The following is a 25,551-nucleotide window of genomic DNA, read 5'->3' as shown; positions in this document are numbered from 1 at the left end:
CCGGCGCCGTCGATGGCACCGGCTCGGCACATTCCGGCACTCGTTCGTCGTGTTCTGACGCCAAAAGCTCTTTCGCGGGCCTGAGGAGCCGGCTACTCCAGTTCGACCTCGATGCCGTTCTCGGTGACGTGGAGGTAGGTGATGTAGGTCCCGCCGGCCCCGGACTCGTAGTCGAACGTCCCTCGGGAGGCGTCCAAGTCGAGTTGGGCCCCGTTCCCGTTCCCGCCGGTACTGCTCCGGGCGTTGAGGGGGAACTCGTCACCCATCAACGCGATGTAGTGGCGTGCGAGGAGGTACGTCGTCGCCTCGTCGCGGTCGCCGGCAGCCGTTCCGAACGTGATCGGCTCCCCGTCCGAGCCGCTGTGACCGAAGGTGGCCGTCCCGTCCGGGCTCCCGCTCCAGTCGTAGTAGGACTCACCGGCGGTGGTGTCCCGATAGGTGAGGTTCAGCCCGTTGGTCGCGCTGCCGGCGGTGAGGTCGACGACCAGGTGGGTGTCGCCGCCGGTGTCGACGAGTCGGACCGGCCCGCTGTCGATGGGCATGCTGTCGTTGACCCACTCGTGTTGTTCGCCGGTCTCGGTGTTCCGGTAGAACATCCGGAGTTCGAGCGTGCTGGGGTTGCCCTGCGGGACGTGGACCACGTACTCGAAGCGGTGGGGACCGCGCTCGGTGTAGAAGCCGGCGTAGTGGTTGTTGAAGTCGTTCCCGCCGCCGCTGACGAACGTCATGTTGAACCGGGAGAGGCTGTGGCCCGGCGCCTGTCCACGGGCGGTGAGTTCGTTGTCGTCGATCACCTCCCCGAGGTCGAACTCGCCGATGGTGTCGGTCGTGACCAACTTGACGTTCGCCAACTCCCGGTCGTGGTCGACGCTGACCTCGCCGCTCGTTCTGGTCCGGAAGAACTCCGCCCAGCCCTCGTAGAAGCGGCTCTGGACGGTGACGGTGACGTTCCCCGAGGTGATGGGGTTCGCGTACGTCGTCCCGTCGCCGTAGGGCGCGCCCGCGTCGTCCCACGTTTCGCCGCCGTCGGTGGAGTCGTTGGGGTACACTCGGCGTGAATCACTCGACTGCCGGACGATGGCGCTGACCCGCCCCGAGGCCTGGTCGTCCGAGGTGACGCGGATCACGGGCAGGGTGAGCGTCGCGCCGCGGTAGTTGAACTCCGGCGGCGAGCGCATCGTGCTCCCGTTCCCCCGACGTTCCCAGACCCCGCCGCCCTGGTAGCCGACCTCCACATCGCCGTTGCGGTAGCTCACCGACCCCAACGAGGCGTTGTAGATCGTCTCGTTCTCGCTTGACCCGGTGGCGTTCGAGTGGACGATCCTGATCCACCCCGAGTCGCGCTCGCTGACGAACTCCCCGCCCCCGGTGCTCCCGAGGTCGACGCGCTGGGAGACGCTCTCGCCCAGCGCCACGACCGCGGCCCGGGAGTCGAACTGTGTCAGGGACTGTTCGGCCTGTGAAACCGTGGCCGTCCGCTCGGTGTCTTCGTACGCCTGCGCGCCGAGGCCGACGACGACGCCGGTGCCGAGGATGGTGATCCCGAGCAGGAGCACCACCCCGACGACGTTCGACTGGCCGCGGCGGTCCGATGGCATCATCGGTCAGTAGGACCCCCATACGGATAGTCCCACCCGTCGATCCCGGCTCATGCGACCCCCACGCTCTCGTCGACCTCGATGACGTTCCCGTCGGGACCGTAGACGGTCCCGCCGGTGTCACTCTGTGTCACGTACTGGAGCGTTCCGGAGCCGCTGTCGACGTAGACGACCTCTAACGCGCCGTCGCCGACCCAGTCGATCCCGGAGACGTAGGTCGGCGCGGCGACGCCGCCGGTGGTGAGGTCCTCAACGTCGCTGCTCCCGCCGACGTAGCTGAGCAGTCGGACGTTGTTGCTCGAGACGAACGGCACGCGGTCGACCTCGCCGCTCGCGAACGTCCGCGGTGCGCCCACCCCCATCGCCACGTCGGCGTCGACGCCCTGGCTGGTGTCGGTGATGGTGTCGTCGTCGATGTAGCGGACCCGCTGTGAGCCGCCGACGAAGACGAGGTCAGCGTCCCCGTCGTCGTTGACGTCGCCGATGCCGGCGATGGCGTTTGCCTCGACGCCGTTCCCCGCGACGGTGACCTTCCGTGGGGCCCCGTCGATGCCCACACGATAGATCGTCGCCTCGTCGTCACCGCCGAGGTCGGAGGTGTTCATGTAGAAGACGCTGGTCGACCCGTTCCACTCCCCGACCGCGAGCATCGACGTGTAGCCGTTCTGGAGCGACGCGGTCGCGGCGTCGGTCGCCAGCGTCCGGGTTTCCCCGTCGGCGTCGACGACTCGGAGTTCGTTCGCGCTGTTCACGAACGGGACCTCCCGCAGGCCGTCGCCGTCCAGATCCACCTGTTTGGGCCCGATAGCGCTGGCCCCGACGCCGTAGTTCGTGATCGTGTTGTCGGGGGCGACGCTCCTGAGTTCGCCCGTGTCCGCGTCCACGTAGACGACCTCCTCGTGACCGAAGCCGGCGGGATCGAGGGGATCCGGCGCGATACGGCGTCGTTCGGCGAGGACGAGTTCCCGCTCGCCGTCGCCGTCGCTGTCGGTGTACGTGATCGTGACCGGGCCGGCCGGCACCGTTCGGTTGGCGACCGGGGCCGCGGTCCGGAAGCTGACGTTGCGGGACACTTCGAGGCCGTCGGCGCTGGCAACGACCGTCGCCCGCGCGGGCTGGCCGGCCGCAGTCGGGTGGTTCACCACCCGGAGCGTGTAGTCGCTGTTGTCGCCGCTCGGCAGGTCGACGTTCACTCGGACGGTGCCGTCGTCGGTCGTGCCGGCGAGGCGGTCGGCCTCGCCGAAGCCGACGGCGAGTTGCTGGCCCGTGACTGAGAGTTCGTCCGCCGCCACCATCCGACGCTGGTCCTCGATCAACGAGCCGCCGGCGGCGAGCAGCCCCGCGACGATGACGGCGGTGATCGAGAGGGTCAGCACGTAGCCGAGCGTGACCGAGACGCCCCGGTCGTCGTCGAGGAGCGACGCCCCAGGTTCGGGCGCCGGCGGGCCGTCAGTCATCTGCCTCCCCCGGGGCGATCCGGAGTTCCGACTGGTAGTACACGTCCGCGGTGCGCCACGTCACCCGGAACGTCGCGTCGTAGAGTGCGCGCTCGGCGGTCGGGTCGTTCGCCCCGGTCGTGTCGGCGCCGGTGTCGAGGCGGCCGATCGCCCGGTTCGAGACCAGCGAGTAGGTACCGGTCCCGTTCACGCCGTTGCGGTACGAGACGGTGTAGGAGTCGTCGAGAGCCGTCGTCATGTTCTCGAGTGGCTCACAGTGACTCCCCCCGAGTTCGGCGCCGGTGATGTCGACGGCGACGGTGCCGTTGTCGGCCGGCGCCGAGCAGGCGTCGCTGCTGCCGTCGTGGTCGACCGAGAGGGTCACGTCCTCGCTCACGCTGTCGTTGGCGTCCCGGGCGAAGTAGATCCGCCACGTTTCGGCGCCGTCGTCGATCCGGACGTGGAAGTAGTTCGGCCGTTCGTCTTCGCCGAAGATGATGTCGACCAGGTCACCGTCCGGGGGGGTCTCGAGGGAGTCCTGTGTAACGTTCAGCCGGAACGCCCGGACCGTGCTGTCGTTGGCGACCGTCCAGTTCCGCGCGGTCGCGGCGCTCGTGAAGTTGCGCTCGTTCGGCTGTTCGATCAGGGTCCCCCGGGTCGGGTCACCGACCGGCTCGAGCCCGCCGCCGGCCAGCGACGTGGCCCCGTGAACGCGGGTGATGGCCACCCAATCGTCGACGGCGCGCGTGAAGTTCCCACGGAGGTCAGCGTAAGTTGCCCCCTCGCGCTCGTTCACCGCGCCGAGGCTGTCGCGTGCCATCGTCGCCGCCTCGCCCTCGTACTCGATGGCCTCGCCGGTCCCCGGGCCGGCGTCGCGGGTCGCGACGTTCCCGGTGTAGATCGCGGTGTTGAGCAACACCGCCAGCGCCACGAGCATCACGGCGAACGTGAACGCGCCGACGATCAACAGCTGGCCCCGGTCGTCTACATCCGCCATACGACCACCTCCACTTCGATCACGTTGTACACCCGGCTGTCGGGTGCCGCGTCGGGCGCGAAGTAGGTCGCGTTAGCCAGCGTCGGGCCCGCCGAGCCGTTCGCGTACCGGATCCGGTCGTCGTCGTAGAGCGTGAACGATCGGGTGGCCGCCGAGGCGTGATCGGATGGCGACCCGAGGTCGACCATCGAGTGGCGCTCCCGGTCGGCGCCGCCGCCACGGACGTAGAACAGGTTCACGTCGAAGGCGATGTTGCGCTCCCGGAGCGTCGCGTCGAGTACCCGGCCGAACGCCGTCGGCGGGCCGCCGCTGTGGTAGCCCGCGACCGGCGCGCCGTGGAAACTCCCCGCGCTCTCGTTCCAGTAGAGCAACGAGGGGACGACGGTGCCGTTGTCGGCTTCGGCCGCCAACACCCCCTCCGCGAGCGCAGCCTGTTGGTTCTCGATGTGCTGACTCGACGTACTCCCCGTGAGCGGCGTGACCGCGGTGACCTGCAGCGCGAACAGCACGCTCGCGAGCAGCAACATCCCCGCCGTGATCGCTTCGAGCGTGTGGGCCTGTCCGCGGTCGTCGTCGCTCACCACGCACGCACCTCCAGCCAGTAGGTCGCGCCGTCGATCCCGACCGTCCGGCGGGCGGTGGTGACGGAGGTGCTGCTCGGCGGGTCCTCCCCGGCTTCGAGCGTGACGCCGTCGAGGGTCGCCGGCTGCCGGTCGGCGTCCTCGATACGGAGTTGGATCGACTCGGTGTCGTCGAGACCGAACACGCCGTTGAGCGTCGTCGCCGTCGTGTCGAACCGACAGTTCGAGGGGGCGGCGTCGCCGCCGTTCACCTGCTCGAAGAACGCGACGGTGCAGTCCCGGTCGAGCACGTAGGGGTCGTCCGGCGAACCGAGCCGTTCGGTCGCCGCGGTGGTCGCCACCCGGTCCGCGACCAGCGTGTCCCCCGTGCCGACGAAGGGGGCGAACATCCCCGGGATGGTGGCGATCACGAACGCCAGGGCGATGAAGAAGACCCCCATCCCGATGGCGTAGTCGAGGACGGTCTGGCCCCGGTCGGCGGCGCCGTCCCGTGGGGTCCTCATACGACCACCACCCACACCGCGAGGGCGAGCGTCTGGAGGATGATGACGAACTTCACCCCGGAGATGATCTTGGCGTCACGGATGTAGCCCGAGATGAACCCCGAGAGCACCGCCTGCAGCGTCACCGCGTGGAAGAACAGCAGCGAGAGCAGTTGGGTGTCGATGCTGGCACCGAAGCTCAGCCCCCCCGCACCCGCCGCTTCGCCGCCACCCGACTGCCCGCCCAGCCCCGCCATCGTGTCGAGGAACTGCGTCTTGAGGATGGCCATGACCGCAAGCAGCGTCAGGTAGGTCATCAGGATGATCGCCACCTGCATCCGGGTTCGGGACTTGCGCTCGCGCTCGATGTCGTCCTGGTTCTCCGAGGACTGTGCGGCCGTCGAGAGCACGTCGGTGATCTGGCTGGAGGCCTCCTGTGCCTCCGCGATCAGTTTGATCGTCCGGGCCAGCCGCGGGATGTGGTACTTGTTGTTGAACTCGACCATCGCCTCACGCAGGCTCATCCCGTAGTTGACCTTCGCGTACATCACCTCGAACTCGTCGGCGAGTTTCCCCGTCGAGGTGTCCGAGACCGTCTGGATCGACTCGAGCAGCGTCTGCCCGGTGTCGTTGGCCGACGAGAGCTTCCGGAGGTTCTCGGAAAGCTTTCCGGTGATCGACCGCCGGGTGAGGCCGTTCCACTCGTAGAACACCGCGAGCGGGATCAGCGTCATGTACGCCGGGATGTAGAACCAGACGACCGTCCCCCAGATGGGGTTCGCGATCATCCCCTCCCACGCCGTCGGCGCCGAGCCGTCGAGGAACAGCATCCCGACCACCGCCGCCGCCGTCGGGACGCTCAACACCAGCGTGAACAGGGGGTTGTCACGGAAGAAGAGCTGTGGCGCCGAGAGCAGTTCCTTCGTCTTGTAGTTCCCCTCGCGCGAGCGGATGCGGTCGAAAACGCTGAACCGACCTTTGAACGCCTCGATCAGGCCGAGGTGGATCAGCCCCTCCCGCTGGGTGGCTTCGAGGCGTTCGTTGCCGTCGCCGGGTGAGAGGTAGCCGTCGCCGATCTCGTCCTGTTTGACCGTCGAGATCATCACCAGAAAGCCCACACCGGTCAGCGGGATCAGCGCGTAGACGGTGCCGTAGATGAGCTGTTCCCGGCCGCTGCCCATCATGCTCATCACCACGAGGATAATGATGAGCAGGAGCGGGAACAACGAGAGGGTCATGTACATCTCGCCGAACAGCTCCAGCGTTTCGAGGGTGGTCTCCTGTTCCTGTTTGGCGGTCCGCATGTGTTTCTCCTTCTTGTCGTAGAGGAACTGCTCCATGTCCCCGCCGGAGTTGATGATCGACAGCATGTCCGTGAGGAACTGGGAGAGCTCGTCGCTGGGGGTCTCCATCGACTGTTTGCGCACCGCGTTCCGGTAGTCGGTGCCGAAGTACTCCGTCTCGTTGACGATGCTCTGGAACTCCTTTGCGACCTCGCCGTACGTGTCGTCGGCGTCGGCCATCGCCTCGAGGATCTCGAGTTGGTTCAGCCCGCCCACGGAGAGGGCGTACATGTACGACACCGCGTCCGAAAGCAGCATGTTGATCTCGCGTTTCCGCCCCGACGCGCGGGAGTAGGGTACCGCCGCGAGCGTGCCGAAGCCCATCCCGAACCCGACGCTCCCGAACACGAGGCCGGCGAGCAGAACCGCCACCGGCACCGTCGCCGACTGCAGTAGCGCCGCGGTCTCGGCGCTGCCGACGGGGATACCGAGGCTGAGCGAGTCGGGGTCCACGAAGCCGAGTTCGAACACCGCCCAACCCAGCAGGCAGCCGACCGCCCACAGCACCCCGCCCACCAGCGTCCCGACGGCCAGCGCCTTCGAGAGGTAGAGTTCGACCGCCTGGTTCATCCGCGCCTCGACCAGTTTGGCCTCCACGTCGGCGACGATGTCGCCGTCGGAGTCGAACAGCAGGTCGTACAGCGGGTAGAACGCGTCGGCGAGCGCGCCGGAGTCCCGGCCCGCGCCGTCGCCGAGTTCGAGACTCATCTACTCCTCGCCCTCCCAGAACCCGTCGCCCCCGTCGTCGAGTTCCCACGAGTCCACTTCGACTTCGTCGTCCTCGGCCTCCTCGTCGGCCTCACCCGGGTCGAACGGGTCCTCGAACTCCTCTCCGGGGCCGTCGACCGCTTCCTCCTCCTCCTCGTCTCCCCCACCGCCGTCGAACCCGCCGTCGAAGGAGCCGTCAGTCGGCTCCGGCGGTTCGTCGTCGCGCCCCGGCGGGTTCCCGAACGGGTCGTCGGCCACCGATCCGCCGTTCCGGTCGGCGCTTCCGTCGTCGGCCGGTTCGCCGATGAAGTACTCCTCGTCGCCCGACGAGCCGTCGAACGGGTCGAACTCGTCAGGTTCGGGCGTCGAGTCGAACTCCGGATCCGGCTCCCAGAGTCCGTCCGGCGGCTCGCCGAAGGGGTCGTCGTCGGGTTCCGCAGGTGGTTCGCCGATGACGTACTCCGCGTCCGTCCCGTCGCCGTCGTCGCTGCTGGAGGCCGTTTCCTCGCCGGCGTCGGTTCCGTCCTCGGCGGAGGGGTGGTCGCCCGGCGTCACCTCCTCGGATGGGTCGGCGCCGGCGTCGTTCCCGTCGTCGACGCCGTCGTCGCGCTCGGGGAGTGCCCGCTCGGTTCCGGCACCGTCGGCCGTCGAGCCGGCGTCGTCGTCCTCGTCATCGCCGGGTTCGAGTTCGGGAGTGGTCGGGTCGGTGTCGCCCTCGGCCTCCTCGTCGAGCGCGGGGCGACTGATCTCCGCCTCGCCGAAGGGGTCGTCGTCGGGTTCCTCGGCTGCCGGCGGGAGTTCGCCGGCGCTGTCGGGGGCCGCCTGGACGTTGCCCTGCGGTTCGGTGTCGGCGAGGGCGTCGGCCACGTCGTCGGGCGTCTCCCCGAGGTACTGCTCGAACAGTTCCTCCTCGGCCCGTTCGAGGATCGCCTTCGCCTCCGCGAGTATCTCGTCGTTCGGGTCCGGACGGGGGACCATCTCCTCTTTCTCCGGGTCGATATCGATCAGCACCGACTCCATCTCTCGGAGGTCCTCCAGTGAGGCCTCGAGCATGTCGTTGGCCATCAGCGAGAGGATGGTCTCGGGGTCGTTGATGAACGCCTGGAACGTCGCCGCCACCTGCGTGTAGGTGTTGAGCCCCTCGTAGATCAGGTAAGCGAGCACGGTCTGGCGCTTGAAGATCTCCAGATCGAGCGTGTCTCGGTCCCACCCGCGGTCGAACATGATCTCGTCCAGGGTGTTCGAGTCCCCCATCTTCAGGAACTCGTCGGTCTCGGCCTGCCACTGGTAGACGTCCTGCACGTTGATCTCGTCGTTCTCGGCGTCGTAGTGGTTGATCTCGGTGAGGGACTTGTTCCGGCGGACCTTGTGGCCCTGCACCCGCGTCGAGGTCTGGATCGACACGAGGTCGAGCGCCGTGAACATCGTCTTCGAGACGTTGATCGGTTCGGTGGTGAACCGCTTGAGCACCTCGCCGACGTTGTCGGCGTGGAACGTCGTGTAGGTGGTGTGGCCCGTGGACATGACCTGGAAGAGCGTCCGGCCCTCCTCACCACGGATCTCACCCATCACGATGTAGTCCGGGCGCTGGCGGAGCGCGGCCTCCAGCAGGTCGAACTCGTCCACGTCGCCCTTGTCGTCGTCGCTGAAGGAGGGTCGCGTGACCGAGGCGATCCAGTTGCGCTGGGGCAGTTCGACCTCGCGGGTGTCCTCGATGGAGACGATCTTCGTGTTCGAGGGAATGAACAGCGAAACCGCGTTCAGGGACGTCGTCTTCCCCGACGCCGTCCCGCCGGCGAAGATGAGGGACTTGTGGTTCTCGATACAGAGCCACAGGAACGCCATCTCGTCGAGGCTGAACGTCTGCCAGTTGATGAGGTCCACCGGTGTGAACGGCACGTCCTTGAACTGCCGGATGGTGTAGTTGGTCCCGTGGTCCGAGACCTCCCGCCCGAGGGTCAGTTGCGCACGGGAGCCGTCGGGGAGCGTGGCGTCGACCTGCGGCCGTCGCTTCGAGATGCCCTTGCCCGACCGTTGGGCCAGTTTGACGACGAAGTCGTCGAGTTCGTCCTCCTCGTGGTAGACGTTGGTGATGATCTGCTCGTAGTCGGAGTGGTAGACGAAGACGGGGGCGTTGTAGCCGTCACACGAGATGTCCTCGACGTTGATGTCGTGTTTGATGCCGTCGATGCGCTCGTAGCCGATGAAGTCCCGTTCGAGGTAGTACAGCAGCTTCTCGACCTGGTACTCGTTCAGCGTGTCGGCGTCCTCCTCGACGAGCGCCGGCTCGGGCCGGACCTCGATCCCCTCCAGTTGTCGGATGCCCTCGATGGGCTCATCGTAGCCCAGCAGGTCGACCACGCGGCCGGAGACGCCGCCGTTCGGGTCCAGCCCGAACTTGTCCACGATGGTGTTGCCGAGCCCACCGCGGTTTTCGGGGTCGGCGGGCTCGTCGTAGAGGTCGTACCGGTCGAGCAGATCGCGGGTCCTGTTTTCGATCACCGAGCGGCGGTGGTCCTCGTCGGCGGCGGTGGTCCCCTCGTCCTCGTACTTGATCGAGGCCCGGAGCTTGTCGGTCAGGTAGTCCGTGAGGCCGTCCTCGATCTCCGTCAGGTGGGGTTGGACGACGTAGTACTTCTTCTCGTTTTCCTTCGTCGAGTGGAAGATGACGACGTAGGAGTAGGGTTTGTTCACCCAGTAGCGGTCCTCCTCGCGGAAGTGGGCCTTCTTCGCCATCGGGACCGTCTTCTCCAGGTCGTAGCGGTTGGCGACGGTCGTCCGACCCTGCGTGTCCGAGAAGAAGGCGTCCTCGTCGACGGCCTCGTCCACGTCGACGGTGCGCTCGTCGATGAGCTCCTGTAGCTCCTCGCCGGCCCGCTTACAGTCGGCCATCGTCCCGCCGATCGACTCCGGCGGGTGTCCGAGTGCCTCCTCGGCGTCGAACGTCTCGGGTTCGCCCTCGCGGTCGGTCGGCGCCTCGCCCTCGTCGGTGTAGAAGTACTGCCGTTTGTAGTCCTCCCAGCCGTAGATGTCCTTGATGACCGGCGTCTCGTCGTAGCCGATCAGCGGGGAGTAGTCGGTGATGTCCGCGGCGACGCCGTGGGCGGCGCCGATGCGGGCCTCGATCTCCCAGGGCGGGAACCCGAGGTAGTCGGCGGGGTCCACGTCGGTTCGGTCCCAGTCCTCGCGAGTGAGGCTCAGGTCCGCTTCGCCCCAGCGCTCGCTGCCCGGCGTCTCGTCGAAGCGCTGGTAGAGCTTCCGGGCGGCGGTCGTCTCGCCGTGTTCGCGGAGGAAGTCGTCCCAAGTGTACGATCCGACGACGGCCTCCTGACCGCCCACGGCGTCGTCGGCGGGATCGGGGCGCTCCTGCACCTCACCTTCGAGGGCAGGGGTGGTGTCAGCCTCGTCGGTAGCCATTGACTACTGGGTCACGCTGCGCACGCAAAAAATCACCCCTCAAGCTATCGTTCGAGCGAATCGGACCGCCACGACGGGAAGCCATTTCCGCCCCCTTCGCCTACCCGGTCCCATGCGCGACCTCGACGAGACCGACCTGCGGATCATCGAACTGTTGGCGGCGGACGCCCGGCGGTCCTACAGCGACATCGGCGAGGACGTGGGGCTCTCCGGGCCGGCGGTGTCGGACCGCGTCAAGCGGCTTCAGGACTCCGGCGTCCTCCGACGGTTCACCGTCGACGTGGACCGATCGCAACTGCGGGCCGGCGTGCCGGTGTTCGTCCGACTGGTCGTCGCCGACGGCTCGATGCCGGCGCTCCGCCAGCGGGTCGCGACCGCGAGCGCGGTCGAACACCTCTTCGTCACCGCCGACGAGGAACTCATGTTCTACGGCCGCGCCAGGGCCAATGGCGTCCGGAGTTGGCTCGACGATCTGGTGGGCGACGCCGACGTGCGTGACCGGGAGGTCACCGTCGTCGACGACGTGGAGTGGACGCCCGCGCTCGGCGGGGTGGAGTTCGCACTCACCTGTGCGGAGTGTGGCAACACCGTCGACAGCGAGGGGGAGACCGAACGGCTCGGCGACGACGTCTACCACTTCTGCTGTCCCTCCTGTCGCTCGCGGTTCGTCGAGCGCTACGAGCGGATGGAGGCGGGCGCGGAGTAGGGGGACATCGCGGAAACGACGAAACGGCTACTCCGTCAGCGACTCGGGGACGATCCGGGAGAGCCGCATCGCGTTCCCGGTGACGCCGAGGGTCATCCCGGCGTCGCCGATCAGGACCGCCGCCCAGATCGGGACGTAGCCGAATGGGACCGCCAACGCGAGTCCGGCCTTCACCGCGAGGCTGACCCAGATGTTCTGCCGGATGACGCCGTTGGCGTCGCCCGAGAGTTCGTAGAGGTACGGGAGCCGCGAGAGGTCGTCGCCCATCAGCGCGATGTCCGCGGTTTCGATGGCGGTATCGGTCCCCGCCGCGCCCATCGCCACGCCCACCGTCGCGGTGGCGAGCGCCGGCGCGTCGTTGATGCCGTCGCCGACCATGGCGACGCCGCCGTAGGTCTCGTCCAGTTCCGTGACGGCGTCGACCTTGTCCTCCGGGAGGAGTTCTGCGCGGAACTCGTCGACGCCGACTTCCTCAGCGATGGCGCGGGCGGTTCGCTCGTTGTCCCCGGTCAGCATCACGACGTGTTCGACGCCGAGGTCGTGGAGTCGGGCGACCGCCGCCGCCGCCTCATCGCGGATGTCGTCGGCGACGGCGACGACGCCCTCGATCTCGTCTTCGGTGCCGACGAGGACCACCGTCTTCCCCTGGGACTGGAGTTCGGGCACCACCGTCTCGAGGAGGTCCACACAGTCGTTTCGCTCACACAGTTGCCGGCTCTTCCGGGTGACGACGCCGCCGTCGGTCGCCGCGTGGACGTGGTTGAGGTCGAAGCCGAGTTCCTCGAACAGCCCCGGCTTCCCGGCGTAGTGGGTGGTGCCGTCGAGGTCGGCCCGAACGCCCTTGCCGGTGATGCTCTCGAACTCGCCGACCGACCGTTCGTCGACGTCCCGCTCCTCGGCGTGGCCGACGATGGCCTCACCGATCGGGTGTTCGGAGCGCGATTCGAGGCCGTGTGCACACCGAAGCACGTCGTCCTCGGTGTTGTCGCCCAGCGGAACCACGTCCGTCACCGTCAGCTCCCCGAACGTGAGCGTCCCCGTCTTGTCGAGGGCGACAGCCTCCACCTCGCCCATCGCTTCGAGGTGGTTCCCCCCCTTGATCAGCACGCCGTTCTTCGCGGCGCTGGTGATCCCGGAGACGACCGAGACGGGCGTCGAGATGACGAACGCACACGGACAGGCGAGCACCAGCAGCGTCAGCCCGTAGACGATGGCTTGGGTCCGGGTCGCCCCGAGCAGCGCCGGCGAGCCGAGCGTCACGAGCACCGCGAAGACGACGACAAGCGGCGTGTAGTACCCCGCGAAGCGCTCGACGAACTGCTCGCGTTGGGTCTTGTTCGACTGGGCGTCCTCGACCATCTCGATGATCCGCGAGAGGGTGTTGTCCCCGGCCTCCGAGGTGACCTGTAGTTCGAGGTAGCCCTGTTCGTTGACCGTCCCGGCGTACACCTCGTCGCCGGGCGTTTTGTCCACGGGCACGCTCTCGCCGGTGATCGGCGCCTGGTTCACCGCACTCTCGCCGGTCAGCACCTCGCCGTCGAGGGGGATCTTCTCGCCCGGCTTGACGACGACCACGTCGCCGACGCGGACCTCGTCGACGGGGAGGACGACCTCTTCCCCGTTGCGCTGGACCGTCGCCTCGTCGGGAGAGAGATCCATCAGCTCCTGCAGGGAGTTCCGGGCCTTGTCCATCGAGTAGCGTTCCAGCAGTTCGGCGACGCTGAACAGGAACGCGAGCGTCGCGGCCTCCATGTACAGCGCCTCCCCGAACCCTAGACTGACCGAGACGGCGCCGACGATGGCGAGAGTCATCAGCAGGTCGATGTCGAGGTTGCGGTTGCGTAGCGAGTAGTAGCCGCCGCGGACGATCTCCTGTCCGCCCACGACGACGGCCGCGAGGAACAGCACGTCGGCCGTCGAGAGCGACACCGTGGCGGCGACCGTGAGTAGCTCGGCGTTCAGCCCGCCGAGGACGAACTCCAACAGCAGGCCGAGGAGGGTGAAGCCGCCGCTGATCCACGTCTTGATCGCTCGCGTGCTCCGCCAGACGCTCTCGCCCCCGGCGACGCCGCCGTCGCCGCCGCCGTCGACCGTCGAGTCGGTGATCTCGTAGCCGGCGTTCTCGATGGCCCGAATCACCTCGGCGGCGGACGCGCGGGACTGGTCGAACGTGACCACGATCTTTCCGGTCGTCGGCTGGGTACGGAAGCTCACGACCCCGTCGACGCTCTGGATCGCGTTCTCGACCTTGCCGGCACAGGAGGGGCAGTCCATTTCCGGCGCGGTGAACGACTCCGTCGCCTCGCCGACGCCGGACTCGACCTCGTAGCCGGCCTTCTCTACCCGGTCTGCGACCGCCTCCGGCGTCGTGGCGCCGGCCTCGTAGCCCACGGTGAGCGTGCCGGTCGTCACCTGCGGATCGACGGTCTCGACGGCGTCGATCTCGCGGACGCTCGACTCGACCTTGCCGGCACAGGATGGGCAGTCCATCCCGGGGACCGTGAGTTGGACCGATTCGGCCTCACCGAGGTCCGCCGCGGGGGCGCCCACCCGATCGTCGTGATCGTGGGCGTCGTCTGACTCGTCGTTACTGCTCATGCTCCGGGATAGTCGTCCCTCAGTTAATAACCCCGCTGCTAAAAACGGGGGGTCTAAATGGGTCATATTAGCAATTCAGAGGAAACAAATTGTTAACTCCGCTCCGAAGGGACGTTCGTCGCCGGGCGTTGGGGATCGTCGACGTACACGGAGTGGGTGGGTTCCGCGTGAACGGGCACGGTGGGATTCGAACCACGATCGCTCCCGTTCGATCGCCGCGCTTGCCCACCTCCCGCTCCCTGCTTCGGAATCCCACGAGTGGCGCTGCTGCTCACGTTCGTTCGCAGACAGCGGGCACGGTGGGATTCGAACCCACGATCGAGGAGTTAGGAACCCCTCGCCTTGTCCGCTAGGCCACGTGCCCCAAGCGCCGCTACTGGGTCAGGGGTCAAAAGAACGCGCTTCCGGCTCAGTTGTCGGTCGTCTCGGTCTCGGTCTCCTCCTCTTCCTCGACGCTCTCGGCGGTCGTCGAGTCAGTGGAGGTCTCCGGCGGCTCCTTCATGTCTTCGAGCTCCTGGTTCAGCTCCTCACGGCCCTTCTGGAACTCACCCATCGCCTGCCCCGTCGAACGGGCCAGCTTCGGGATCTTGTTCGCGCCGAACAGGAGCACGAGCACGAGGAGGATGATGATGAGCTCGGGGCCCCCGGGGATCGGTACTTGTAGCGGCGCAATCTGGAACATCTCTATGCGACTGTACCCCACTCCGAACTATAGGCCTTTTGGATATGCGGGGCGCCGGGCCAGCGCTTATCACGCAGACACCCGACCCGTGGGTATGGACGACCCCGCCCCGCCCGCCGTGGGCGACGACGCACCGCCGTTCACCGCACCGGTCGCCGACGCCGACGGGATCGACCCGCACCCGCTGGAGGACTACCTCACGGACACCCCGACCGTGCTGGCGTTCTACCCCGCCGCGTTCTCGAACACCTGTACGACCGAGTTCTGTACGTTCCGGGACCGACTCGGCCCGCTCGCCAACGGCGACGCGACGGTGCTGGGGGTCAGCACCGACCTCCCGTGGGCGCTCGCGGCGTTCCGGGAGGAGGAGTCGCTCCCGTTCGCTCTCGTCGCCGACAACGACGCCACGATCTGTACGGACTACGGCGTCCGGACCCACTTCGAGCGCCTCGGTATCGACGACGTGGCGCGACGATCCGTGTTCGTCCTCGACGCCGAGGGGACGATCACGTACCGGTGGCTCGCCGACGACTCGGGGCAGGAACCCGACTACGAGGCCGTCGACGCCGCCGTCGCCGATGCGGCAGCGGCCACCAGCGTGGGCGCCGAACCCACCGAGTGAGCGGCCACCCCGACGGTCTTTTTGTGTTGCCCTTGTGAGGTGGGGCTATGGCGACGGACTCCTCCAGCTACGAGTACGACCCGGAGGCGCGGCACGCGTTCCCCGACGAACGGCTCAACCGCGTGCTCCCCGCGCTCATCGAGGACCCCGAACTCGTTGCGTACCTCGACGCCCAGAACGTCAACGCGGTCACGCGCAAGGGGTACAACGATCACGGGAGCAAACACATCGAGATCGTCCGGAACCGCGCGCTCCGGCTGTACGACCTGCTGAAAGCCGGCGGCGTCGAGTTCAACGGCGCCAGTCAGCAGGGCCTCGACGAGGCTGACGAGGCGGTCATCGTCGCGCTGGCGGCGACGCTGCACGACATCGGCCACGTCGTTCACCGGGACGACCACGCCTACTACTCGATCCCGCTGGCGGCCGACTTCCTCGACCGCTTTCTCGACCCGTTCTACGATATCGGCGCGAAGGTCCGGATCAAGGGGGAGGTGCTGCACGCGATCCTCTGTCACCACACCGAGGAGACGCCGCTGACCCGGGAGGCGGGCGTGATCCGTGTCGCCGACGCGCTGGACATGGAACACGGCCGCTCGCGTATCCCCTACGAAGAGGGCGGTCGCGGCATCAACACCCTCTCCAGCCAGGCGATCCGGCAGGTCAGCCTCCAACCGGGCGACGGCAAGCCCGTGCTGGTCGAAATCGAGATGATCAACGCGGCAGGCGTCTATCAGGTCGACAACCTCCTCAAGGCCAAACTCACCGACTCGACGATCGAGGACGCGGTCCGCATCGTCGCGGTCAACACTAAGACCGACGACGACCTCGTCGAGCGCATCGAACTCTGAGGGCGGGGGTGTCGTCGGTCGACGCCGTCGGCCGACTGCGGTAATCTCGGCGGGGGATGGATTCCTTTTTGCGTCGCTGTTTCGTCGGTCCGGACGAGAGTGGCACGTTTCGGAAACTCGGTCGGCCTGCTCCGGAACCGGGAGTTCCTCGCGCTCGCGGGGACCGCCTTCGCCCGGAGTCAGGCGTACTCGACCATCATCATCGCGCTCGCGCTCTACGCCGACGCCTTCGGTACCACCGGGTTCGTCGAGGGACTCTGGGGCACGGCGTTCGCGACGGTCCAGCTACTGATCGTCCTCCCGCTGGGTCGGAAGATCGACACGGGGAACGCGAAGAACTGGCTGCTCGGCGGCCTGCTGGTCAACGTCTTCGTCTTCGTCGGCTACATGTTCGTGACCAGTTCCGTCCACATCGTCCTCGTCCGGATGTTGCAGGGCATCGGCGCCAGCATGCTCTGGATTACGGGTGCGTCGGTCGTCGGACAGATCTCACCCGACGACGAGAGCGGCCGCTGGCTGGGGTCGTACAACCAGGTGGCCGCGCTCTCCTCGCTCGCGGGCAACGTCGTGGGAGGGCTGCTCCTCTCGATCTACGACCCGCTCCAGTCACGGGTGGTGTTCGCCGTCCTCACCGTCATCACGCTGGTCGCGTTCGCGCTGGTCTACCTGAACCTCCGTGACGACCCCGGCGGCGGCGTCGACGACCCCGAGGCCCAGTCGGGGACGGGGACGATCAAGAAACTGCTCGCGCTCCCGATGCTCCGGTCGCTGGTGCTGTTCCGCCTCTCCTTCTCGGTGGGGAAGATGGCGGTCATCATCTTCCTGCCCATCCTCGCGGCCCGGCAGTTCGGTATCGGCGCGTTCGCCATCGGCTGGATCCTCGCCGGCGGGAAGATCACGAAGGCGCTGTTACAGGGCTACGTCGGCGACCTGACCGACCGGATCGGCGACCGCGCGAAGTTCGTCGCCGTCGGCGCGCTGCTGTACGGGGTGGGGATCGCCCTGATTCCCCTCTCCCTGCCCGCCGAGGAGATGGTGGGACGGTTCCGGTTCGGCTACTTCGGCCGCGGGCAGGAACTCGGCGGCGGCTTCCTCGTCCTGTTCGGGGCCTACGCGATCATGGGTATCGGCGACTCCATCCGGCTTCCCGCGAGCATGGCGCTGTTCGTCGAGGAGGGGGAACGCTACGACTCGGTCGCCAGCGCGATGTCGCTGCGCTCGATCTCGTGGAAGATCGGCCAGACGGTCGGCCCGCTCGGGGTCGGCTTGATCAAGGACTTCATCGGCGTCGTCGAGGCGTTCCTGACGGCCTCGGTGTTCGTCGTCTTCGCAACCGGGGTGTTCTGGGTGACCCACAGCCTCTCGAAGGAACCCGAGGGCGTCGACCCCGCGCTCGGGGATTAGTCGTCGATGTTCTCGACCTCGAACTCGTCGCGGTCGGCGGCGAGCCGGTAGGTCGGGACGGTTCGGTAGATGACCTCGACGACGTTCTTCCGGCGCAGGCTCCCCAGGGCGTCCCGGACCGCCTCCACCTCGGGGTCGATGTCGAACTCCGTCCGGAGTTTCCCCAGCACGCTCACGACGCTCTCTGACTCCTCGTCGGGGCCGGCGATCACGTCGAGGACCTGTGCGTGGAGTTCCGGGACGCGGATGAGTTCCGGGACGCCGTCGGTGTCCTCGGCGGGGACGCTCGGCTCCACGTCCACGAGTTCGACGCCCTCCTCGGTGGCCCGGATCAGGCTGTCGTCGTCGCGGTAGTAGTAGTCCTTGAGCTCCCCTTCGAGGTACTGGTGGACCTCGCTGCCCGACTCCATCCCCCAGCGGTCCTGTAGCTCCTTGTTCTTCGTCGGCTGGAGGGTGACGATGTCCGCGAGGCGCTCTTTCGCCTCGTCGCTCAGACTCATTGGCGGGACTGGGGTATCGGGCCCTATGGCTATTCCGGTCGCGGGAGCGAACCGCGCCAGCTAAGCCCCACAGCCGGCTACCACCCCGTGTGCGAAACATCACCGATCGGGTCTCGAACCCCTTCGGGATGACGCCGCCCTGTGAGCGGTTCGTCCCGGGCTACGGCGACGCGAACGCGGACTTCCACGTCGTCGGCGATCACCCCGGCGTCCACGGCGGCGCCGACACGGGTGTCCCGTTCTCCGGAACCGAGGCGGCTGAACGGCTGCAACGGGCGTTACAGGAAGCGGGGCTCCTCCACAGCATCGGCGACGAACCCGCCGTCGAGCGAACGTTCATGTCGTACCTCCACAGCTGTGTGTCGACGGGCGAGGACGGCCCCAGCGACGCCGACTACGTCGAGATGGAGCGGTACTTCGACGCCGAACTCCGCGCGATCGCGGCACACGTTCTGCTCCCCGTCGGCGAACGAGCGACGCGACACGTACTGGAGACGTTCACCGCGCAGGCCTACCGGACCGAGATGGACATGGACCGACTCCACGGTCAAGAGCTACTGGGCAGCGGCTGGCTCGTGATGCCGATCAAGGACCCCGACGACTGGAACGACGGCGACGACGAACGGCTCGTCGAGTCGCTACTGGAACTTCAGTCGACGGACTTCCGTCGGGAGAGTGACCTCGGCCGGTTCCTCCCGGGAGGGGAGTCCTACCACGTCCGTTAGCGCGTCGCCCGGAGGTACCGACCCACGTCGACGAGGAACCCGCCGCCGCTGAGGACCGGCAGCACCACCAACCCCAGCAGCGCGGCCCACGTGGGGACGGCGCTGACGAACCACAACCCGAGCACGACCGCCGGCGCGAGCGACGGGAGCGCGTACACCCACGCGGCGCCGCGTCCGAACCGCCCGACTGCCGTCAGCACGACCAGCGGGAGCACGGCTGCCCCGACCGGGAGGAGGAGTCCAAGAGTGGGCGTCCCGGCCGTCGCTGTCTCGACAGCGTTCAGGGCGTACCGCCCCGGCGAGGCGAGCGGGAACCCCCCGAGCAGCGTGCCGACCGGGTTCGCCGTCAGATCGCTGACGGCCGTCCGGAGTGCCGCCTGTCGGCCGGCGGCGTAGATGCCCAGCCCAGCGAGGTACGCGAGCAGACCGATGGCGACGACGCCGTACCAGCGGCGCAGTCCGCGCCGGCGACGGGCGCCCGCGGACGTGGACGGTTCGGTACTCGGTGACCTGGCGGTGTTTGTCGCGGCGTCCCAACTGTCCCGTTCGGCGCCCGCCGTCGTTCCGCCGCCGTTTCCGCCGCTACTCGTCGTACTGTCGCGCTGGCTCGTTCCGCGCTCGTCGCGCTCGCGGCGCTGGCGGGTCGTGTTCGTGCTCCCACTCGCCGAGGCAGACGTGTCGCTGCCGCGGCTCCCGCTGTCTGTCGTGGTGCTCTCGCGTGAGTCGGTATCCGTCGAGGTAGTCGATGAGGTAGTCGAGGTAGACGCGGAGGTCCGCGACGACGACCCCGACGCGGACCCGGACGTGTCGGTCGTCGTCGACCGACTCCGGTCGCTCGGTCCGGTCGATGCGCTCGAACCGGACGAACTGCTGCTGCTCGTCGTCTGATCGGCGTCGCTCGTCGTCGTCCCGTCGGGGAGGTCCTCGTCGGGGAACACCGAGATCGGCGGGAGGTCATCGAGGTTTTTCTCGACGTACTCGCGGTGGCCGAGCCGGTCGTAATCCTTCCGCTCGGCCGGGTCCGAGAGCACGTCGTGGGCCTTGCGGATGAGTTTGAACTGGGCGTCCCCCTCGGGATGGTCGTTCACGTCTGGATGGTACTCCCGGACGCGCTCCCGGTAGGCCCCCTTCAGCTCCTCGGCGGAGGCGTCGTCGGAGGTCCCGAGAACGTCGTAGAGGTCCGCCGGCATGCCACGGCCTACGAACAGTCCGTGTTTGAATCTACCGCCACGACCCGACAGCCAGCCGACGGGACGCCCGCCCGTCCCGAGTGGGAACCCTCTTTGTCGCCGCCCGAGGAGAGCCTCCATGGAGCGTATCCGGCTCGGGAACACCGTCTTCGAGGGGCAGAACAACGTCTACCTCCTGCAGGGGGAGGAGACCGTGCTCGTCGACGCCGGTGTCGCCACGGAGCCGACGCGGACGGAACTGATCGACGGGCTGGCCGACCACGGTGTCACGCCCGCCGACGTGGACCGACTGTTCCTGACCCACTGGCACTACGACCACTCTGGGTTGGCGGGGATGATCCAGCAAGCGAGCGGCGCGACGGTCCACGCCCACGAGGCGGACGCGCCGCTGATCGCCGGCGACGAGGCGTCACTGGCCGAGGAGCACACGCGCCAACAGGAGATGCTGGAGGCGTGGCAGCTTCCCGACGGCCCCCGCGAGGAGCTACTCAGCTTCCTCGATGGGCACGCGGACCTCCGCGGCGACCCGGTCGACGTGACGCCCTTCACCGGCGGGGACACCTTCGCGGTGAACGGCCTGGAGATGGAGGCGGTCCACCTCCCGGGCCACGCCGCGGGCCTGACCGCCTTCGCCGTCGAACGGGACGGCCGACGCGAGGCGTTCGTCGGCGACGCGATCCTGCCGAAGTACACGCCGAACGTTGGCGGCGCCGACGTCCGCGTCGAGGCGCCGCTTTCGCAGTACACCGACAGCCTCGTCGAAATCGTCGAACGAGACTGGGACCGCGCGCTGCCGGGCCACCGCGACCCGATCGAGGACCCCGCCGGACGCGCCCGGGAGATCCTCGAACACCACCGCGAGCGCACCGGGAACGTCGTCGACGTGCTGGAGCGTCACGGCGCCTGCGACGTCTGGACGGTGAGCCACCACCTGTTCGGCGAACTCGAGACGATCCACATCCTCCACGGGCCGGGTGAGGCTTTCGCCCACCTCGATCACCTGGAGCGACACGGCATCGTCGAACACGAGGCGACCGACTACCGGCTTGTCGCGGACGACCCGGACCTCGACGCGCTGTTCCCGTCGCCGTAGCCGGCCGCGGGTTCGCGCGGCCGACCACGGGCCTGCCACGAGTGGTGCGTTTTTACGTTCCAAGTCCGGAGTAGGCGTATGAGCGAAGCCGATCCCGAGTACCAAGTCGCCGTCGTCGGTGGGGGGCCCGCGGGCCTGACAGCCGCGCTCTACACCACCCGACTGGGCCACGACACCGTCCTCATCAACCGCGGCGGCGGCCGCGCGGCGATGATGCAGGACACGCACAACGTCATCGGCATCACCGAGGAGACATCCGGCGCCGAACTGCTCCAGACCGCCACCGAGCAGGTCGAGTCCTACGGCGCCGACACCGTCCGGGGCTACGTCTCGGACGTCCACGGCGGCGTGGGGAACTTCACCCTCGACGTGGGCGACGACAGCTACACCGCCGAGCGCGTCGTCCTCGCGACGGGGTTCTCCGACGAGCGGCCGGACCCGCCGCTGCCCCGAACCGGCCGCGGGCTTCACTACTGCCTGCACTGTGACGCCTACATGTTCATCGACGAGTCGGTGTACGTGATGGGCACCGGCGAGAGCGCCGCCCACGTCGCGATGATCATGCTCAACTTCACCGACGAGGTGGACCTGCTGCTCCGCGGGGCTGAGCCGGAGTGGAGCGACACCACCGACGAACAGCTTCGGGCCCACCCCGTCGAGATCATCGACGAGGAGATCACCGGGATGAACACCGGCGACGACGGCTGGCTGGAGTCCTTCGAGTTCGAGGACGGGACCGTCCGGGAGTACCGCGGCGGCTTCCCCATGTTCGGCTCGGACTACCACGCCGAACTCGCCGACGTGCTCGGGCTGAAACGCGTCGACGACGACGGCGAGGAGGCAGTCGAGGTCGACGACCACGGCCGAACCTCCGTCGAGGGCGTGTTCGCCGTCGGCGACCTGACGCCGGGGCACAACCAGATCCCGGTCGCGATGGGTGAGGGTGCGAAGGCCGGCATCGCGCTCCACTACGACCTCCGGGAGTACCCCAAGTCGCTGGCCGAACTTGACGGCGACTCCGTCGACCCGGCGGCGACGCCAGCGGTTTCACAGAAACTCCGCGACGCCGCCGCCAAGCGTCACGACGATGCCGAAGCGCCGGCGGCCGACGACGACTGAGCGAGCAGGCGCCAGTCGGTCGGCGCGCAACGGGTGGCCACACATTCGCGGCCCGTTCCGCGGCAGGCCCTCAGCGCACGGGGTGGGTGGTCCCGTCCTCTGCGGCGAGGGTCGGGCCGTCGTGAAGGGGAACATCCTTATTGCCCCCAGTAGTTTGTCCGAACGCGCACCGGTGGTCTAGTGGCAGGACCTGAGCCTTCCAAGCTCATGGCCCGGGTTCAAATCCCGGCCGGTGCATTCTCTTCGTTCGCTACTGCCGAAACAAGCTTCGTGAGCGGCGCGACGACCACGGCGTCGGGTTCATGGTAAACGACCAGCCGGCCCATCCCAAACAGTTATCCACTGCATACCGTTTTGCAGGGAAGAATGTTCCACCAGTTATTAAGTTAATAAACCACATGCTACTCTGTTACATGTGTCAGCAGGCAAAACGTTTTTCTTACGCGTATCCAAGGTGACATCATGGAGATCCCGATAACCCGGGAAATGACGACACAGAACGCTCCTATCGATGTACGGATCGAGGAGCGGGCACAGGCGGAGTACGATCTGAGTGGCGACGGTGAGTACGTCGACTTGGGCAGCATAGAGGGTCGCTTACTGGTCGAGTACGAGGCGAACCGGGGTGAACTGGTGGAGGTGATCGAGCGAGCCGAGGAGCCGACGATCAGGGACCGGCTCAATATGGTGCTCGAAAATTGGAGCCACGGTGCCTCGTCGGCCGACGAGTTACGCCTCAACTACGGGCGGCTCGTGCTCCGAGGAACAGACCCACTGGACGAGGTCGAGCCGTCGATGCCGCTACGCAGCGACGTTTCAGTCCAGCGGGTCGAGGAAACCTCCCCGAGCGACCTGAAACGTGAGCTCAGACAGGAGATCGAGTACGAGACGAACCACTCAGCGCTGGAATCGGACCTGCGGGATCACTTGGAGCGGGAAGGAGTACCCCCCAGCGAGTACGAGATCGGCGTCCCGATTCACATCCAAGCTCGCGCCGACCCAATTGCCGACGAGAACGAGGACGTGTTCGGCACCGAGTTCACGCTTACTGTCCGGAACAACCGACGTTACCCGACACGGAATTCGAGTATCAGCCTCTCGATGCCACCAGAGATCGGTCGGGAGGCCGAACTCGGGCCGAACACGACGGGGACGTACGACCCTGCAGACGAGGTGTACGAGTTTGTGATCGATGGCCTCGGTCCGGGAGAGAACACTGCGGTGTCGTTCGTCGTTCCACCGTCGGCTGGCCGCGATCTCGAACAGGTCGCTGGTGAAGCCGAGATCCACACCGACCACACGTTCTCGTATCTCTGGCCGTACGCGGTGTTCGACGCCGGTGGTGAGAAGGTGTATGACATGGACGGCGCTGCCGACGCCGGGATGGCCGATGTCTCCTCGACCTGTGCGATCGAGGCAGAGTTCCATACGCCCACGTCGGCGATCACGGTCGGCGAAGGCGCCGAGGTGACCAAGCGGCTGACCGTCGAAGGGGTGACCCCGCCGACGGCCGCGGGCGAGATCGAATCCATTCTGAGCCGACGCGGCCTCGACGCGTCCGGCCCCAACCTCGAAGAGACTCGCGAAATGCACGAGGATGCGGAAGTGACGAAGTTCAACGGCGAGTTCACCGACGCCTCAGTCGTTGTTGAGGACACCCGTATCGCTGTCAGAGTCGCGATCAAGGGTGAGCGACGGACCGGCGAGGTAGAGGCGACTCGCGAAGAAGGCGAGAGTCTCCCTGCCCAACGTCGCAACGTCTCGATGGCGTACGGCCGAGTCGGCGTCGACATCGTCGGTCGTGGTGCTGACAACGAGAAAGTCGAAAGCTACGTGAACGATCTGCGCAACGACATTCAGATGACACTCGACTCGATGGCCACGGAGGTCTGAAAATGCTGATAGAAAAAGAGTTCGACAAACCCTACCCCGAATCGCCGGAGTGTGAAGTGAACGAACGCGACTGCGAGTTCAATGTCGACGCCGTCTGTCACGACTGTGGACGGCTACTTTGTGATAGCTGTGCGATCGGGATCCGTCACCAGCCCCAACTGGTGAAGTACAAGTACACCAGTGATGGGGAGACCGAGCGCACCCAACTCCACTGCCCGGACTGCCTCAACGAGCACGACTTGAACTATCAAATCGTTGGTGCCGGAAGCGGAAGCCTTGCGCTCGGGTTGCTGCTCCTGATTACCACTGGCGGGAGTTCGATCGTGTTGGCGCTGCTGGCGCTGCTGTTACTCGTTGGTGGCGCGCTAGTCCTTCGCAACGAGTACCGACTCAAGGAACGGATCAACGATTCGTACACGCTAGCCGATCTGGTCTGACCGCCCTCACGGCGGTATCGAGATGGAGCGGCCGGGGGCAGTTCGCTGGACTCTCTAACGAGCGTTCCTTTCCTCACGAAGAACGACTCTCTAACGAGCGGTCCTTTCCTCACGAAGATTTCGACGGTGGATCCCGCGCGCGCTCGCGCCGTCGCTCCAACAGCGCCCGAACCCCCTTCCCCGGCCCGCCTTCGATGGGCCAGCCCTTCGTCCGCCACTGTGGCGGTTCCGGCTCGAACGACCCACAGCGACTGCCACACTCGGCCTCGCTCTGACAGCGTCTCTTCGCCCCACAGACCGGCACCAGCCCGCGGCCCATCCGTTCGAGGTCGAACCAGCGGCAGTCCGGGCGAGTCGTCTCGGTGAACGACCGCCAGCCCTTGCCGTACGCCCGCTCGGCGATGAGGCGTCGCCGCCGGGCCTTCTCCGCCGAGTCGAAGCGCTCGCCGTCACTCTGTGGCTCGAGCGTCGACGGGAGCCAGTCGACCGTCGCCGCGTCGGCGTCGACCCGGGGTCGGTCCCCCCCGTCGCCGAAGTCCATCGTCAGAACCCCGGCTTCGACCGGGAACTCACGCAGGAGTGCCGGCTCGACCCGCTCGCCGGTTCGACCGGTCGCCAGCCACACCTCGTCGGCGAGTGCCGTCTCGACGTCGTGTTCGAGTTGGTCCGACAGCGCGGCGGCGGCGCTGGCGTCGAGATCCGGCTTGTTCTCGATGGCGACGATGCGGCGCACCCAGTCGGGGTACGGTCGATTCCGCCGGATCTCGATACGGCGCCCGTTCTTCCGTTTCTCGATCAGGCCGCGGGCGGCGCCGCGGTGGATCGCCTCGCGGACGTAGCGCCACGGGTACCCCGGGTCCGGGAGCGCGTCACGGTAGTAGGCCCACTCCGCCGGTGCGTGGCGGACGAGGGGCAGCAGGTCGCCGTCGATCGTTCGGTCGCCGAACTCCCGGCGCGCCGCGAGCCCCTCGGGATCGCACTCGATCACGATGGTGTCCCAGCGACGCTTCTGGGTGCCGAGTTGGCGTGAGACGATCACGGGTGGTGCGGCGTCGGCGCTCTCGCCGTCGACGCCACGAGCGGCGTCGTCGGGTGGCCAGTCGAGTTCGGCCCAGCGACAGACCAGTAGCTCGAAGGTGAACTCCGAACTGATAGCGGGGTCGGGCACCGGC

General features: G+C 67.3%; 21 protein-coding genes and 2 tRNA genes. 10 read left to right on the top strand and 13 right to left on the bottom strand.

Going from position 1 to position 25,551, the window contains the following annotated elements; translation table 11 throughout:
- Positions 1-92: 92 nt before the first annotated feature.
- From NO998_RS08170 to NO998_RS08140, 7 genes are read right to left on the bottom strand one after another with little or no spacing between them, the layout of a single operon-like run.
- Entirely contained in the window at positions 93-1,598 is a 1,506-nt protein-coding gene (locus NO998_RS08170; protein ID WP_267646614.1) for a DUF7289 family protein, read from the bottom strand.
- A gap of 50 nt (positions 1,599-1,648) precedes the next feature.
- Positions 1,649-3,055 carry a DUF7266 family protein gene (locus tag NO998_RS08165; protein ID WP_267646613.1) on the bottom strand — a complete coding sequence of 469 codons (1,407 nt, stop codon included), beginning with the start codon at positions 3,053-3,055 and terminating at the stop codon, positions 1,649-1,651.
- Positions 3,048-4,031 carry a DUF7261 family protein gene (locus NO998_RS08160; RefSeq protein ID WP_267646612.1) on the bottom strand — a complete coding sequence of 328 codons (984 nt, stop codon included), beginning with the start codon at positions 4,029-4,031 and terminating at the stop codon, positions 3,048-3,050. Before NO998_RS08160 ends, NO998_RS08165 begins: the two co-directional genes overlap by 8 nt.
- Entirely contained in the window at positions 4,019-4,558 is a 540-nt protein-coding gene (locus NO998_RS08155) for a DUF7288 family protein (protein ID WP_267647201.1), read from the bottom strand. Before NO998_RS08155 ends, NO998_RS08160 begins: the two co-directional genes overlap by 13 nt.
- 50 nt (positions 4,559-4,608) lie before the next feature.
- Positions 4,609-5,115, bottom strand: a complete 507-nt coding sequence (locus NO998_RS08150; RefSeq protein WP_267646611.1) for a DUF7287 family protein — start codon at positions 5,113-5,115, stop codon at positions 4,609-4,611.
- Positions 5,112-7,145, bottom strand: a complete 2,034-nt coding sequence (locus tag NO998_RS08145) for a type II secretion system F family protein (RefSeq protein ID WP_267646610.1) — start codon at positions 7,143-7,145, stop codon at positions 5,112-5,114. Before NO998_RS08145 ends, NO998_RS08150 begins: the two co-directional genes overlap by 4 nt.
- Positions 7,146-10,562, bottom strand: coding sequence for an ATPase, T2SS/T4P/T4SS family (locus NO998_RS08140; RefSeq protein ID WP_267646609.1), 3,417 nt, complete (start codon positions 10,560-10,562; stop codon positions 7,146-7,148).
- A 112-nt stretch (positions 10,563-10,674) separates the two neighbouring features.
- On the opposite strand from NO998_RS08140, the gene NO998_RS08135 reads away from it, so the two are divergent.
- Complete coding sequence (locus tag NO998_RS08135; protein WP_267646608.1) at positions 10,675-11,268, top strand: AsnC family transcriptional regulator; 594 nt, start codon at positions 10,675-10,677, stop codon at positions 11,266-11,268.
- 27 nt (positions 11,269-11,295) lie between these two features.
- On the opposite strand, the gene NO998_RS08130 is transcribed toward NO998_RS08135, so the two are convergent.
- The 3 genes from NO998_RS08130 to NO998_RS08120 form a co-directional block, all read right to left on the bottom strand.
- Positions 11,296-13,866, bottom strand: coding sequence for a heavy metal translocating P-type ATPase (locus NO998_RS08130; RefSeq protein WP_267646607.1), 2,571 nt, complete (start codon positions 13,864-13,866; stop codon positions 11,296-11,298).
- Positions 13,867-14,157: 291 nt separating this feature from the next.
- A tRNA-Arg gene (locus tag NO998_RS08125) sits at positions 14,158-14,230 on the bottom strand.
- Positions 14,231-14,275: 45 nt separating this feature from the next.
- Complete coding sequence (locus tag NO998_RS08120; RefSeq protein WP_267646606.1) at positions 14,276-14,548, bottom strand: Sec-independent protein translocase subunit TatA/TatB; 273 nt, start codon at positions 14,546-14,548, stop codon at positions 14,276-14,278.
- Between the two features lie 94 nt (positions 14,549-14,642).
- Here NO998_RS08120 and NO998_RS08115 point away from each other — a divergent pair, with 94 nt between their 5' ends.
- From NO998_RS08115 to NO998_RS08105, 3 genes are all read left to right on the top strand, one after another.
- Positions 14,643-15,170, top strand: a complete 528-nt coding sequence (locus tag NO998_RS08115; RefSeq protein ID WP_267646605.1) for a redoxin domain-containing protein — start codon at positions 14,643-14,645, stop codon at positions 15,168-15,170.
- Between the two features lie 47 nt (positions 15,171-15,217).
- A complete protein-coding gene (locus tag NO998_RS08110) occupies positions 15,218-16,018 on the top strand; it encodes an HD domain-containing protein (protein ID WP_267646604.1) in 801 nt (266 codons plus the stop codon).
- Between the two features lie 99 nt (positions 16,019-16,117).
- A complete protein-coding gene (locus NO998_RS08105) occupies positions 16,118-17,422 on the top strand; it encodes an MFS transporter (RefSeq protein WP_267646603.1) in 1,305 nt (434 codons plus the stop codon).
- Here NO998_RS08105 and NO998_RS08100 read toward each other — a convergent pair.
- Positions 17,419-17,922 (bottom strand): DUF5797 family protein, encoded by a 504-nt coding sequence (locus tag NO998_RS08100; protein ID WP_267646602.1) that lies wholly within the window; start codon positions 17,920-17,922, stop codon positions 17,419-17,421. The two genes, NO998_RS08105 and NO998_RS08100, sit on opposite strands and share 4 nt — an antisense overlap.
- An 89-nt stretch (positions 17,923-18,011) precedes the next feature.
- Between NO998_RS08100 and NO998_RS08095 the strand changes: the two genes are divergently transcribed.
- On the top strand, positions 18,012-18,647 hold the full coding sequence (locus tag NO998_RS08095) for a uracil-DNA glycosylase family protein (protein ID WP_267646601.1): 636 nt from the start codon (positions 18,012-18,014) through the stop codon (positions 18,645-18,647).
- Here NO998_RS08095 and NO998_RS08090 read toward each other — a convergent pair.
- A complete protein-coding gene (locus NO998_RS08090) occupies positions 18,644-19,837 on the bottom strand; it encodes a DnaJ domain-containing protein (protein ID WP_267646600.1) in 1,194 nt (397 codons plus the stop codon). The two genes, NO998_RS08095 and NO998_RS08090, sit on opposite strands and share 4 nt — an antisense overlap.
- A 118-nt stretch (positions 19,838-19,955) precedes the next feature.
- Between NO998_RS08090 and NO998_RS08085 the strand changes: the two genes are divergently transcribed.
- From NO998_RS08085 to NO998_RS08065, 5 genes are all read left to right on the top strand, one after another.
- Positions 19,956-20,930, top strand: coding sequence for an MBL fold metallo-hydrolase (locus NO998_RS08085; RefSeq protein WP_267646599.1), 975 nt, complete (start codon positions 19,956-19,958; stop codon positions 20,928-20,930).
- Between the two features lie 78 nt (positions 20,931-21,008).
- Positions 21,009-22,049, top strand: a complete 1,041-nt coding sequence (locus NO998_RS08080) for an NAD(P)/FAD-dependent oxidoreductase (RefSeq protein WP_267646598.1) — start codon at positions 21,009-21,011, stop codon at positions 22,047-22,049.
- A gap of 166 nt (positions 22,050-22,215) precedes the next feature.
- Positions 22,216-22,286 (top strand) — tRNA-Gly (locus NO998_RS08075).
- A gap of 225 nt (positions 22,287-22,511) precedes the next feature.
- The gene (locus NO998_RS08070) at positions 22,512-23,942 is read left to right on the top strand and encodes a hypothetical protein (protein WP_267646597.1); all 1,431 of its coding nucleotides are present in this window, start codon (positions 22,512-22,514) and stop codon (positions 23,940-23,942) included.
- Between the two features lie 2 nt (positions 23,943-23,944).
- Entirely contained in the window at positions 23,945-24,379 is a 435-nt protein-coding gene (locus NO998_RS08065; RefSeq protein ID WP_267646596.1) for a hypothetical protein, read from the top strand.
- A gap of 109 nt (positions 24,380-24,488) precedes the next feature.
- Here the strand turns inward: NO998_RS08065 and NO998_RS08060 are convergent, their stop codons facing one another.
- A complete protein-coding gene (locus NO998_RS08060) occupies positions 24,489-25,547 on the bottom strand; it encodes a DUF5787 family protein (RefSeq protein ID WP_267646595.1) in 1,059 nt (352 codons plus the stop codon).
- Positions 25,548-25,551 lie beyond the last annotated feature (4 nt).

Origin of the sequence: Halolamina litorea (genome assembly GCF_026616205.1) — an archaeon.
GTDB lineage: Archaea > Halobacteriota > Halobacteria > Halobacteriales > Haloferacaceae > Halolamina > Halolamina litorea.
Note: the sequence above shows the minus strand (reverse complement) of the source record. Positions and strands in the feature narration are given on the sequence as shown.

Excerpts from the sequence above, each read along its gene's own strand:
- NO998_RS08120 (WP_267646606.1), bottom strand. The coding sequence starts at position 14,548 with ATGTTCCAGATTGCGCCGCTACAAGTACCGATCCCCGGGGGCCCCGAG.
- NO998_RS08115 (WP_267646605.1), top strand. The coding sequence starts at position 14,643 with ATGGACGACCCCGCCCCGCCCGCCGTGGGCGACGACGCACCGCCGTTC.
- NO998_RS08080 (WP_267646598.1), top strand. The coding sequence starts at position 21,009 with ATGAGCGAAGCCGATCCCGAGTACCAAGTCGCCGTCGTCGGTGGGGGG.
- NO998_RS08130 (WP_267646607.1), bottom strand. The coding sequence starts at position 13,866 with ATGAGCAGTAACGACGAGTCAGACGACGCCCACGATCACGACGATCGG.
- NO998_RS08100 (WP_267646602.1), bottom strand. The coding sequence starts at position 17,922 with ATGAGTCTGAGCGACGAGGCGAAAGAGCGCCTCGCGGACATCGTCACC.
- NO998_RS08145 (WP_267646610.1), bottom strand. The coding sequence starts at position 7,145 with ATGAGTCTCGAACTCGGCGACGGCGCGGGCCGGGACTCCGGCGCGCTC.
- NO998_RS08110 (WP_267646604.1), top strand. The coding sequence starts at position 15,218 with ATGGCGACGGACTCCTCCAGCTACGAGTACGACCCGGAGGCGCGGCAC.
- NO998_RS08165 (WP_267646613.1), bottom strand. The coding sequence starts at position 3,055 with ATGACTGACGGCCCGCCGGCGCCCGAACCTGGGGCGTCGCTCCTCGAC.
- NO998_RS08090 (WP_267646600.1), bottom strand. The coding sequence starts at position 19,837 with ATGCCGGCGGACCTCTACGACGTTCTCGGGACCTCCGACGACGCCTCC.
- NO998_RS08065 (WP_267646596.1), top strand. The coding sequence starts at position 23,945 with ATGCTGATAGAAAAAGAGTTCGACAAACCCTACCCCGAATCGCCGGAG.
- NO998_RS08135 (WP_267646608.1), top strand. The coding sequence starts at position 10,675 with ATGCGCGACCTCGACGAGACCGACCTGCGGATCATCGAACTGTTGGCG.
- NO998_RS08085 (WP_267646599.1), top strand. The coding sequence starts at position 19,956 with ATGGAGCGTATCCGGCTCGGGAACACCGTCTTCGAGGGGCAGAACAAC.
- NO998_RS08155 (WP_267647201.1), bottom strand. The coding sequence starts at position 4,558 with ATGTTGCTGCTCGCGAGCGTGCTGTTCGCGCTGCAGGTCACCGCGGTC.
- NO998_RS08070 (WP_267646597.1), top strand. The coding sequence starts at position 22,512 with ATGGAGATCCCGATAACCCGGGAAATGACGACACAGAACGCTCCTATC.
- NO998_RS08160 (WP_267646612.1), bottom strand. The coding sequence starts at position 4,031 with ATGGCGGATGTAGACGACCGGGGCCAGCTGTTGATCGTCGGCGCGTTC.
- NO998_RS08150 (WP_267646611.1), bottom strand. The coding sequence starts at position 5,115 with ATGAGGACCCCACGGGACGGCGCCGCCGACCGGGGCCAGACCGTCCTC.
- NO998_RS08140 (WP_267646609.1), bottom strand. The coding sequence starts at position 10,562 with ATGGCTACCGACGAGGCTGACACCACCCCTGCCCTCGAAGGTGAGGTG.
- NO998_RS08170 (WP_267646614.1), bottom strand. The coding sequence starts at position 1,598 with ATGCCATCGGACCGCCGCGGCCAGTCGAACGTCGTCGGGGTGGTGCTC.